Annotated in this window: 12 protein-coding genes and 1 tRNA gene; 4 read left to right on the top strand and 9 right to left on the bottom strand. The window is 38.0% G+C overall.

The window, feature by feature from the left end; translation table 11 throughout:
• Positions 1–113 (bottom strand): ESPR domain-containing protein (locus VER_RS06270; RefSeq protein ID WP_202922142.1); only part of this gene is annotated, 113 nt, incomplete at its 3' end.
• A 585-nt stretch (positions 114–698) separates the two neighbouring features.
• Between VER_RS06270 and VER_RS06265 the strand changes: the two genes are divergently transcribed.
• A tRNA-Lys gene (locus VER_RS06265) sits at positions 699–774 on the top strand.
• A gap of 335 nt (positions 775–1,109) precedes the next feature.
• Here VER_RS06265 and VER_RS06260 read toward each other — a convergent pair.
• Together VER_RS06260 and larA are read right to left on the bottom strand one after the other, a co-directional pair.
• Entirely contained in the window at positions 1,110–2,159 is a 1,050-nt protein-coding gene (locus tag VER_RS06260) for a helix-turn-helix domain-containing protein (RefSeq protein WP_162100011.1), read from the bottom strand.
• 339 nt (positions 2,160–2,498) lie between these two features.
• Positions 2,499–3,773, bottom strand: coding sequence for a nickel-dependent lactate racemase (gene larA / locus VER_RS06255; RefSeq protein ID WP_162100010.1), 1,275 nt, complete (start codon positions 3,771–3,773; stop codon positions 2,499–2,501).
• Between the two features lie 425 nt (positions 3,774–4,198).
• Here larA and VER_RS10530 point away from each other — a divergent pair, with 425 nt between their 5' ends.
• Positions 4,199–4,267 carry a putative holin-like toxin gene (locus tag VER_RS10530; RefSeq protein ID WP_370456471.1) on the top strand — a complete coding sequence of 23 codons (69 nt, stop codon included), beginning with the start codon at positions 4,199–4,201 and terminating at the stop codon, positions 4,265–4,267.
• Between the two features lie 149 nt (positions 4,268–4,416).
• Here VER_RS10530 and VER_RS10325 read toward each other — a convergent pair whose 3' ends face one another.
• Positions 4,417–4,557 (bottom strand): hypothetical protein, encoded by a 141-nt coding sequence (locus tag VER_RS10325; protein ID WP_202922141.1) that lies wholly within the window; start codon positions 4,555–4,557, stop codon positions 4,417–4,419.
• A 254-nt stretch (positions 4,558–4,811) separates the two neighbouring features.
• Here VER_RS10325 and VER_RS06250 point away from each other — a divergent pair, with 254 nt between their 5' ends.
• Together VER_RS06250 and VER_RS06245 are read left to right on the top strand one after the other, a co-directional pair.
• On the top strand, positions 4,812–6,515 hold the full coding sequence (locus VER_RS06250) for a sensor histidine kinase (protein WP_162100009.1): 1,704 nt from the start codon (positions 4,812–4,814) through the stop codon (positions 6,513–6,515).
• Complete coding sequence (locus VER_RS06245) at positions 6,512–7,399, top strand: LytTR family DNA-binding domain-containing protein (RefSeq protein ID WP_162100008.1); 888 nt, start codon at positions 6,512–6,514, stop codon at positions 7,397–7,399. Before VER_RS06250 ends, VER_RS06245 begins: the two co-directional genes overlap by 4 nt.
• Positions 7,400–7,791: 392 nt before the next feature.
• Here the strand turns inward: VER_RS06245 and VER_RS06240 are convergent, their stop codons facing one another.
• The 5 genes from VER_RS06240 to VER_RS06220 form a co-directional block, all read right to left on the bottom strand.
• Positions 7,792–8,277 (bottom strand): hypothetical protein, encoded by a 486-nt coding sequence (locus tag VER_RS06240; RefSeq protein ID WP_162100007.1) that lies wholly within the window; start codon positions 8,275–8,277, stop codon positions 7,792–7,794.
• Positions 8,234–8,707, bottom strand: a complete 474-nt coding sequence (locus VER_RS06235) for a Panacea domain-containing protein (protein ID WP_162100006.1) — start codon at positions 8,705–8,707, stop codon at positions 8,234–8,236. The genes VER_RS06240 and VER_RS06235 overlap by 44 nt, the downstream gene beginning before the upstream one ends.
• A gap of 292 nt (positions 8,708–8,999) precedes the next feature.
• Positions 9,000–10,829, bottom strand: coding sequence for a carbon starvation protein A (locus tag VER_RS06230; RefSeq protein WP_304941392.1), 1,830 nt, complete (start codon positions 10,827–10,829; stop codon positions 9,000–9,002).
• Positions 10,830–11,073: 244 nt separating this feature from the next.
• The gene (locus VER_RS06225; protein WP_162100005.1) at positions 11,074–11,361 is read right to left on the bottom strand and encodes a helix-turn-helix domain-containing protein; all 288 of its coding nucleotides are present in this window, start codon (positions 11,359–11,361) and stop codon (positions 11,074–11,076) included.
• Positions 11,358–11,714 carry a type II toxin-antitoxin system RelE/ParE family toxin gene (locus tag VER_RS06220; protein ID WP_238390163.1) on the bottom strand — a complete coding sequence of 119 codons (357 nt, stop codon included), beginning with the start codon at positions 11,712–11,714 and terminating at the stop codon, positions 11,358–11,360. Before VER_RS06220 ends, VER_RS06225 begins: the two co-directional genes overlap by 4 nt.
• Between the last annotated feature and the right edge of the window lie 121 nt (positions 11,715–11,835).

Here is an 11,835-nt window from a genome sequence, read left to right as displayed (position 1 = left end):
CGGCCTGACTGAATATGAGTAGATGCTGCTTTACCACTATTTTTAGCCAATTCTGATACTACTACATAACTATGCTTCACTTTACTCCAGATTACTTTGTACTGTTTATTCATTGACACGACCTCCATAATGATTTCCAATTATTTAACTTGAGTAACTTTAATATATGACTAAAATGCATATTCATCTAAATAATTCCTTAACACATCATGTTATTTAGCCCTATTAAATAATTTTTTATCAAGTAAGACTAGCTTTTATCAATAAAGTGCAAGGCGTGTCCCCCCCATAAACAATCATGCTTTATTTGTCTTCATTTTATCTTTACATTCATTCAATGTCAATGTCCAAAAAGTCATTTTACTAGTAAATATTTCATTTTTATCTCATTTTTAAAGTTAATTTTCAAAATATTTTTCTTTGTAAAATATAAATTACCTCGCTTAATATATCGAATACATTTATGCATTAATCTTATTTTTATAAATCAGTTGATATTCTTCACTCTTATTCCATTTTATTTTTTATCTTTTCTTTGATTCTAATTCATATTAATTTCATATATTTTACACATAATTCAAATTCAATAAAATTTTTACTTATAAAAGCACCTCACAACTCATCTATTTCTTCTTCAACCTTTTTAAATTAATAGTTTACATTTTAAATCAATAGGTATATAATATGTATGTTGTCATGGACCACTAGCTCAGCTGGCAGAGCACCTGACTCTTAATCAGGGTGTCCAGGGTTCGAACCCCTGGTGGTCCACCACATTGCGCCTTGCTTATGCAAGGCTTTTTTTATATGCCAAAAATGCCCTAATCTGTTATTCACCAGATTAGGGCGTTTCACCATATCAAAATTAAGTTCTAAATTCCACACATGACGCATGCCATGAATACGAGCATCCACTTTGTTGCAGGATTATAAGGTCGCTGTATCACCCTCCACATGCAAAATAACATGTTCTTCCGCATCACTGAAATAGTACATTGATCCATCCACCACTTAACCACCATACTAAGAGCTTCGAATAATGTGAACACCTTACCCCTTGGGCATCAATCAAGTCTTCGTTCTTGCTCAAGCGACTTAATTTACCAAAACTACACGATTTGATATTTAACCTTTAAATCTTGATACAATTGATATCCTAGAATATTCTCTTTCTGTAATCTACCTAACACAATGCCCGGAGCTATATCCATTTTATGAGCAAATTTACAAATGGAATCTTTATCACCTGTGTAGGTATTTAAAAATCTTTCATATTCATTTCTAGGGATTAATGTCTCTGCTGCAAAAGAATCAGCTTCAAGCTCTTCACATTCAGTAGTCATCCTCTGATTATAAATATGACCTTCAATAATATGATATATTTCATGAAATAAGCTAAACCAAAATATATCCGCAGTTTTACCTCTAACGGTAAGAGCTAATACAATTTTTTTCCCATCAATAAATGAGGCTCCATGTAAAAAAGAACCATCTAAATGGGGTAAAAAAACTATAGCAATTCCACACTCACTTAATAACGTTCTCAAAGTCTGACAAAACTCACTTGGGGCTTGCGTTGTTAATCTACGTATTTTAGGAATATTTTCTTTTAATTTTTCAATATTAATATCTGAAACTATACTTTGTCTTGCCAACAGTTTTGCTTGTTGCGCCCATACCGCAAGTGCATAATTGCTTTTATTCGATTCGCCATTCACACGAAACGCAATGCCGGGGATTTTTAAAGAATCTATAATTTCTAATTTAGAAACTTCAAAAAAGCGTCGTAAATTTTCAACTTTTTTTATAGCAACTCGTGTCTTCTCTACCCATCCAAGGTTAGCTATTTTAGCATAAGGAATTTTACTAACTAATTCAATCTCTCGTTCCATTTCCAATTCAGCTTTTACTCTTGCCAAATCTTCTCTATACTCAGCCTCTAAGCCCTGCCAAAACTTCGTAGGCAAACCTAGAACAGTCTCTAACCGTAAAGCTACATCAGCACTAAGCTCTACTTTCCCATTAATCAAATTACTAATATGTTTTTCACTAAAATTCATTCTTTGAGCAAACTCTTTTTGAGACATTCCTCTATATTCTAATTGTTCTTTTATAGTAGCACCTGGAGGAATTGCTATATAATTCTTACTGCTATACATCTGTAAACCCTCCTTTGATTATTTATGATAATCTTCTATGCTAGTAATTATTACTACCTCTAATTTTTCTTCATGTTTTCTAAATACTGATCTATGCGGGTGAATTAAATCCATTGCATAATGTCCTTCAAGCTGACCTTATCACTATTTAATCAGATTAGCAAGAAAATAAAAATATACTAAAAATAGACAATGAAAAAGGCCATAGCGTTGTAACACTACGGCCTTTTCTCAAATTATTAAAATTTCTTCGAAATGAGCCAAACGGTACGAAGCGTCCAGCTATCTTTACTTATATTATATCCACTTTATAGCTATTCATCAATTTCAAACAACAGTCTACTTAACTACTACAGATACCCCATCAGGAATAACTGTTACAGAGGCATTTTGTCCTTTAATTTCAAAGGCTCGTTGTAGTGCTTCTTCAAAGGTAACGGCATATTCCATATGCATATCTTTAAGCATTTGTGGATCGCACTGGTCTGTCACTACAATAACGGTAAATTGGTCCAAAATACGAGCTAAAATTTGCATTTCCCATTGATCCGGAATGGTTTCATTCCGTGGTACTTTAGCAATTCGTTCTAATAATTCCCGCGGTGTTTGAACAGCCTTTAAATTATCATATAAGGATTGCCCACCATGTCCGTCATTACAAGCTGCTATCATGATAATAACGCCATTAGGCTTGCAAGTTGCTTCAGCGGCGGTCATACCTTTAACGGCTTGGTAAATATTCTGATCTAGTGGATAACCACCATTCGTTGTTACTACAATATCAGCCGGCGCTTTGGGAACACTCGCTAATTTTGTGACAAATGCACAACCTGCTTCATGGGCTTTTTCCCTATCCCCAGCAAAGGCATTGATAATATGCTTTTCAGGGTCAATAACTACATTTAAGATGAACGCTAATTTAGCCGCTTTAGCCGCATACAACATGTCTTTATGAATAGGATTATCTTGTAAAATACCCGTGCGAGCATGTGGACTATTAATAAATTCAGCACAATGATTAGCCATAACGGTCACAGCGGATGCAATCCCAGGTAAGATACTCTTACGCCCACCAGAAAAACCAGCAAAAAAGTGTGGTTCAATAAAACCTTCCGCAATAAGTAATTCCGTTTCAACAGCTAATTTATTGATAATACATGCCCCACCTGAGGGAAGAGTTCCTATTTTAGCCATCTGCGAAGGATCCCCTGAAATATGATTAACAATTTTCTCATGAGCAACAATGTCTGGGCCGAATTTATCAATCATTTCTTCCTTAGTCGTTGGTCGATGAAACCCAGTAGCCAACAAAATGGTAATGTCAATCGTAGGATTCACCGCTCGAATACGGCGCAATAAAATTGGCATTGTAATTTTACTAGGTACAGGTCGAGTATGGTCGCTAGTAATAATGACCATATTATGTTTCCCTTTTACCAATTCCTCTAATGATGCACTACCAATGGGGTTATCTAACGCTGCTTCTACTAAAGCAGTTTCACTAGCTGTTGCTTTATACGCCGCCGATCCTGATTCTAAAACGGCTGTTAAATTAGCCTCTGGTACTTGAATGTCTACAAAACCTTTTGCATATGGCACTTTCATCGTTTTCATACTTATAGCCCCCTATAGCTACCTTCTACTATTAACCTAATCCTATGAATTTATGCATAATAGGCATAGATATTATGCATACTGCCTTACTTAATATAGCACGCATTAATCAAAATATCAATGAGATTCTATAGTATATATAGTAGTTATGACTAAAAATATGAACGATTAGCTGGCAATGAAAAAGGCCATAGCGTTGTAACACTACGGCCATTTCTCAAATACTTTGTATAGTTACGAGATGAGCCGAGCGTTGCAATACTTAGCTATCTCTCTTTCTATTATACCCACTCTATAGCTACTCGTCAAACACGGATGGCTTTTTAATTATATCGTACATTTAACCACATCCAGCGTATTTTTGTGCTATAATATGTATAGAGGTAGCTGGCCGGCGTTAGGTTCATCCTAAAGGCGGTGATGCTATGAGTGTATATGAAGCTCTATCACTTATGATACTCTTCGGAACGCTTATAGCTATTCTCCTAAAATAGGAAAATAGCCCTAACGTTGAAGTAACGTCAAGGCCATTTCTCAAGTTATTGAAAATTTCTTCGAGATGAGCCAAACGATACGAAACGTCCAGCTATCTTTACTTATATTATACCCACTCTATAGTCACTCGTCAAACATGGGTGGCTTTTTAAATACCAAAAATCCAAGATACACCTAGGCGAACAAAGCTAAGTGTTAATACCCAAAAGGCTAAGAAATGAAGGGTTCCTTCTAAGCCTTGTCCCAGACGAGACACTCCAGATTTATAAACGATGTCACACCAACACATACCAAAACCTCCAATCACACTGTATGATAAACAATTCTTTGCGTTCTTTATTTTTCACGATATAACTGTTTTTATTCTACTAAATTCAGCTTCATTTCTCAACAAAAAAAGCATGCTATGTATACCAATTGTGCATATGATATAATGAAATCAATAGTATATTCTATTATATATATAGGAATAGACACTATCAACTATCTCAAGAATAGACACTATCAACTATTTCAGCAATCGATCTCCGAAAGGACATTCCTATGACCGATATTTTACTGTTTGAGATGATAAAACGAATCAGCACCGCTATCGTGCTTGGGCTTGTTATTTCTCGGTTAAAACTCTTTGACCGGCTCATGACCAATCGTTTATCTTGGCTTGACCGTCTTATTTTTACACTTATTTTCTCCAGTATTGCCATTCTAGGCACCTATGGTGGCATTCCTATTCACGATGCGCTAGCCAACTCTCGCATGATTGGGATTATGGCCGCTGGTCTTGTCGGTGGCCCCTTTTTAGGTGGTGCCGTAGGGCTTGTTTCAGGGCTGCATCGCTATTCCTTAGGTGGTTTCACAGCACTCGCCTGCGCTATTTCTTCCATTACGGAAGGTCTATTAGCCGGGCTTTTTCAAAAATTCTACAAACGTAATCTTATACCTTGGCCCGTAGCTCTAGGTATCGGTTTCTTTGGTGAAATCATACAAATGCTAATCATTTTACTCGTAGCCGAGCCCTATCCTATGGCTGCCGCCCTCGTTGGCGAAATTGCCGTGCCTATGACCATTGCCAATTCACTAGGGCTTGCTCTTTTTATGAAAATCATCAAAGATGGCTTACACCAACGCGAAACCCAAAAGGCCAATCAAAGTCAGAATATCTTGGCTATTGCCCGTGAAACGGTGCGTTACTTCCGCAAAGGGTTAACACCCGAATCAGCTAATGCGGTAGTGCAAATCATAAAAAAACACAGTTCTTATGATGCCGTTTCCATTACGGATACCACGCATGTACTGGCCTATACGGGCGCCGAAGCCAATCACCACGCGCCTGGGGTAGCTGATCATTTAACGAATGTAACTATTCATTCCCTCACGTCAGGCACGATTCACATTGCCTATTCGCACGATGAAATTGGCTGTACGGATCCCCACTGTACCTTGAGTAGCGCTATTGTTGTGCCATTAACGATTAATAATCGCATTATAGGCTCGCTTAAAATGTACTATACCGATACGACCCATTATCCCGATTCATCAGACGTAGCATTTGCCCAAGGGTTAGCTGATTTATTCTCGACTCAGCTTGAATTAACCGAAATCGACCAGCAGCGACAATTAACAGAGGCCGCCAAAATGCAAGCCTTACACACCCAAATTAATCCGCATTTCTTGTTTAATACCTTAAATACGATTTCCTCATTAATTCGCACAAATCCTGAATTAGCACGCCGTTTATTAATTAAGTTTTCTCAAATGTTTCGTTTCACCTTGCAATATACGGGCCTTGTCATTGCCATTGCCAAAGAATGGGACCAAGTAAGTGGTTTCCTAGAAATTTCGCTAGCCCGCCATGGCGATAAACTCTTTGTCACACATAATATTGACCCTGCTATTTTCAGTTATGGCATTCCTTCGCTCACCTTGCAGCCTATTATTGAAAACTCTATTAAACACGGCTTGCAACCTCGTGAAGTAGGCGGTTCTATCGCCATTGAAGGGACTATGACCGACACGGATATTATAATCACTGTCACCGACGATGGCGTTGGATTTCAGGGCGATCCTAATTACTATTTAGAGCAGCCTCCCGAGGGGCATATTGGCTTGAGCAATGTCCATCATCGCTTGCAGGGCCTCTATGGTGCCCCCTATGGTCTCACCATTTCGTCCATTCCCGAAGAAGGCACCACCGTAACGATTCGCCTTCCCAAAATTCAACCTGAGCCTGAAAAGGAGGTCCTATGATTCGCACGATTCTAATTGATGATGAAGCACCAGCGCGCGACGAGCTACGCTATTTGCTCACTACGAACCACAGCACCACTATTGATATTATTGGCGAGGCTGATAATGCCACGTCCGCTATCTCTCTCATTACCCGTGAAAAACCGCAATTAATCTTTTTAGATATTCATATGCGCGGTCTATCTGGTCTGGAGTTAGCCGAAGTAATTCGCGACATTTCACCAGATAGTCGCATCATCTTTGCCACCGCCTATGACGAATATGCACTAAAAGCGTTTGAGCTACAAGCTTTAGATTATGTGGTAAAACCCATTGAAGAGGAACGCCTAGCAAAGGCCATCCAACATGTGCTGAAAGCACTCTATCCCCAAGGTCTGCCAATGGCTGAATCCGCTTCACTCCATACTAATACAACTGAAAGCAATACAGCTAAAAGGGTTTCACACCAAGCAAATACAGCGGAAACTATTTCACGCCTAACAAACACAGCGGAAACAGCCTCTGAGACTTCTTTCAGCCTGCCTGCGGTCCGCACTAATAAGCTAGCCGTTGATGATGGCGCCCATATATTACTAATCGATTTAGATAGTATTGCCTATATTACAGGCGAATCGGGGCGCTTGGAAGTCCATACTGATTCCGGTAAATATGGCTCTAATAAAACGCTTACCGAACTACAAGAACGGCTGCGTGGCACGTCCTTGTATCGTGTACATCGTAGCTATATTGTAAATCTTAACAAAGTGCGTGAAGTGGTGCCTTGGTTTAAAGGTACCTACTGGCTTCGTTTGCCACAACAGACAGCTAAAGGACAAGAGCTGGTGGATATACCAGTGAGCAAGGCGCAAGTGAAGTTGATAAAAGAGTTGCTAGGGATTAACTAAGATTGGATTAATCTAATTACATAAAGTATTGATAAAAGTAAAGCGAGAGGTCTCCCTCGCGGCCGGGCTAGGAAAGATAGCAACGGTCGCTACGAGAGGCCTCTCGCTTTGCTTCACCTCTGTACTTTATGTAATCACGATTCACTCCTATACTACATTAATCCCTAGCAAGCTCTTTTAAGGGATAAAGTGAAAGATAGCAACGGCCGTTACGAGTTCCCTGTTTTCTTTTTTACTAAAATACTATTCGCCATCATATTGTTAACAGTAACCCTATTTCTTAATCATCCCTAGCAGGCTCTTTTAGGGGCTGAGGAAAAGTAAAAAGCCTATAATATAGGCTTTTTATTACTCATCTTTACAAATATTTTTAAGTTTATATCTAACTTTTCTTATGAACCATGATTATACAAAGTATAATCAAAATCATAGGCTATTATTTTTAAATTATGACATGTAGAATCCTTTATCCCACACAATCGATATTCAAGAGATTTACCAAATCTGAAAACATGAACTTTACTATCAGGTGACATTATAACACCAGGAATTGCAATATTTTTCATAGTATCCCAAGTCAATAATTCAACGCCCCCCAGTTCATTTTTCCTTCGGCTCAATGCAACTTGCCAATTAATAGAGGATAATTCAACTAACAATTTGTCTAATTCTTCTCGCGTGGTTAAATTTAATCTAAAGTTTTTAGCAAAATATTTAAAATTATAATGTTTATTATGTGTCACATTAGCAAATGACATCATAATATGACTATTTTCTACAGGGCAAATCTTTAATAAAGTTTTAGATAACTTATTTTGGGTTTGTCCTTCTCTCTTAAGCCTCGACATAATGATCTTTAAAATACGACATAATAACATCGTCCTGTATTTGTTGGTTCGGTGCAGTTGTCCGCCAAGGTTCTTCCTCGTGAGTTTTATTACGTAATGCCCATGCCGTATATTGTCCAAATTCTTCATACACCCATTTTAATACACCTACTTCTTCTTGGGTAAATGTAGTTTCAGGTGCATCAAATTTATCAATTGAATGAGATCCATACGCTCTATATTGTCGATATACATTTTCAACAACTGGCCCATGTTGCCACGCTACAATTGGTTCGTTAAATAAATGTTGATTATATAATGCTAAATATCCCCCATACGCATAATACAACAACTTTTGTAACTTAAGATTTGAAATTCCCTCAACATCAATATTATCAGCTCGATCAAGTTTATTAGTTTGTAAAAACCATCTAGCTACATTATCAGCTGTTTGTGTTACTGTTACTGTTACTAGCTCCATTCAATCACCCCTTATATTTTTATTATAGAATAAACTTTCGATAAATTCAACATAAACTAGGTCCCCATGACCTTCCTAAAAATGCATAATCTCTTTAACTCCCCAAAATTAAAGTTCCAACAAAAAAACTAGGAGCCTCATCCCCGCCGTTGCTTTCTTTCCAAGCCCTGTGGTGAGATTCTCCTAGTTTTTTTACTGTAAGTAATATTGTAAGATTTTAATGTAAGTAGTGTTTTGAGATTCTAATGTTAGATGAATGTTAGGCTACTAGGTTTCAGAAAATGAGGTTAGTTTATGCATTTTCTGCTTCCATGTTAGTCATTTCTTCAGCTTCAATATCCGTTTCAGTGCGGAAGTCTTGTGGCTGTTTAGCCAAGCGAATCCAGCTGCGAACGGCTTCAATCATAACGATAGCCACTAAGATAAGCATAAGGATACTTACGCCTACGAGCATCCACTGCCCTTCGGGAATATAGTTACCTACAATATTTTCATAGTCAGCCATAACGGTGATAACAGCAATGAAGATACATGGAATCAAGGTAACCCAAGCGTATCGTTTGTGACCAAGGTGCATAATAACTGTTGTACCAATGGCAAGGCCCATCGTAGCTAGTAACTGATTAGATACACCAAAGAGCGGCCAAATGGTACCAATGTTACCTTGTAATACGAGGTAACCCCAAGTGAAACATACTAGGAAGGATGCAATATAAACGCCTGGTAACCAATGAGCATCTTTCATTTTAGGGAACGCCATACCTAATAATTCTTGCACCATATAGCGACTTACGCGTGTACCTGTATCAATTAAGGTTAAGATAAATAACGCTTCAAACATGATACAGAAGTGATACCAATAGCTCATGAGATGTGCCATGCTAGGAATCTGAGAGAAGATATGGGCCATACCAACAGCGAGGGATACAGCGCCACCTGGACGATGCATTAAGTCTTCCCCTACCAGAGCAGATAAAGCAGGCAATTCATGAACTTGAAGGCCTAAAGCCGTAAACGTTTCAGTCGTAGAATTAATGGCGAAATAATCATTTGGATGTAAGCTAGTCGCTGCAATCAACGCCATCATAGCAATGAAGGCTTCCGTAAGCATTGCGCCATAACCGATAGGTAACATTTCTTTTTCATTCGTAATCATTTTAGGGGTTGTGCCTGTTGAAACGGTGGCATGGAAACCAGACAAAGCACCACAAGCAATGGTAATAAATACGAATGGAATCGCGGAACCACTAAGCACAGGGCCACCGCCATGCACATAATCAGAGAAAGCTGGCATTTGAAGAACTGGCATTACGATAATAATACCAAGTGCTAAGGCACCGATAGTCCCTACTTTCATGTAAGTAGATAAATAACCCCGAGGAGCTAATAGCAACCATACTGGTAATGCTGCTGCAAAGAAGCTATAAACAGCTAGCATAATTTGGATGGAATGACGATCCCAAGTGAAATAAGGTGCTAAGGAAGAATGAGCGATGTCTGGCCCATAAATAACGGCTGCCATAATCAAAGCTACACCGATAACGGTAGCTTCACGGATTTTACCAGGGCGAATCCAACGAAGGTAAACACCGATAAATACAGCGATGGGAATGGTCGCACTCACTGTGAAAAAGCCCCATGGGGAGTTTTCAAGAGAATTGGCAACTACGGCCGCCATCCCTGCCATCGTGATAATGAGCAAGAATAATGTGGCTAATAAGGTGCCCATGCCAGCTAGACTAGAGATTTCATATTTCGCAATATCCGCAATGGATTTGCCATTATAACGTACGGAAGCAAATAATAACACGAAATCATGAACAGCCCCAGCCAATACGGAACCAATCAAAATCCAAAGCACCCCTGGCAAGTAACCAAATTGTGCTGCAATAACTGGACCTACTAAAGGACCAGCGCCAGCAATAGCGGCAAAATGTTGACCAAAGGTAACCCATTTATTGGTAGGTACATAGTCAACGCCATCATTAATAGCTACCGCTGGTGTTGTCCGATATTGATTAACAGTCAATACTTTGGCAGCTATGAAGGACCCGTACAAGCGATACGCTATCGCTAGCACTAGGGCCGATACAATAACTAGATAAAGCCCATTCATTTCCATCTGTAGGAACCTCCTAAAATAAAATAAGTGCATTATAAGTCGAAATGCTAAGTATGATGTGTGGGATTCATACGTTTTGTCATCTCGCCTTCATCTGATAGCATTGTATGTTATTTTAAAAGTCTGGTAAACGAATTTTCTATGAATGGAACAAAACGGGCTACCAACGGAAATAAAATTTACTAAAAAGAAATAAAGAAGCCATAACAAAATGTAAAAAAAGTCCATCTTGTTACAGCTTCTTTTATTTTTTTGACTCTAAGGGCACAATTGAAATAGTGTAACCTAAAGGTTTTAAGACTTTAAATAAAGTATCAATTTTAGGTGTTGATTTTAAACTTTCTAACCTTGCTATAGCTGGTTGCTTCACACCACTTATTTTAGCTAGCTCACGCTGTGACAACCCTTTCTCCTCACGAGCTTCAATCATTTTCCCAATAAGCTCAATTTCAAAATTTATTTTTTCTCGCTCAGCTAGCGATACTCTCGTTTCATCATTTATATATTCTGAAAATGTTTTCACTGGCTTCATACATTATCATTCCTTCCTAAAAAATCTTGTAAGTTACTTTTTGCTCTTGATATCTCTTTGGACGGCGTCTTTTGTGATTTCTTTATAAAATGATGTAAAAGCACAAACTTATTATCTTTCCAATAAAAGAAAAAAATTCTATTTTTTAACGGCCTTAATTCCCATATGTCATCTTCTATATGTTTTACATATGGAGCGCCAATTCGTGTTCCATACCTACTCAATGCCCCAATATAGGCAAGAATTTTTTCTCTATTTACCCTATCAGTTTTACTTGTCTTTGACCTTACTTGTAACGCATCAAGAAAATCAACTATTTCTGATTTTCCTTTTTTATCATAATAAAACTCCACTTCATACAAAGTTTACACCTTCTTCTCCCACTTAATGATAACATATATGTTATCGTTATTCAATAACTAATGTCCCTATAAATCTAATATAATTATTTTTATTAAAAACAAGAAACTGTAA

This window comes from Veillonella sp. R32, from assembly GCF_010093125.1.
Classification (GTDB): domain Bacteria; phylum Bacillota; class Negativicutes; order Veillonellales; family Veillonellaceae; genus Veillonella_A.
This window is presented reverse-complemented; position numbering and strand designations above follow the sequence as displayed.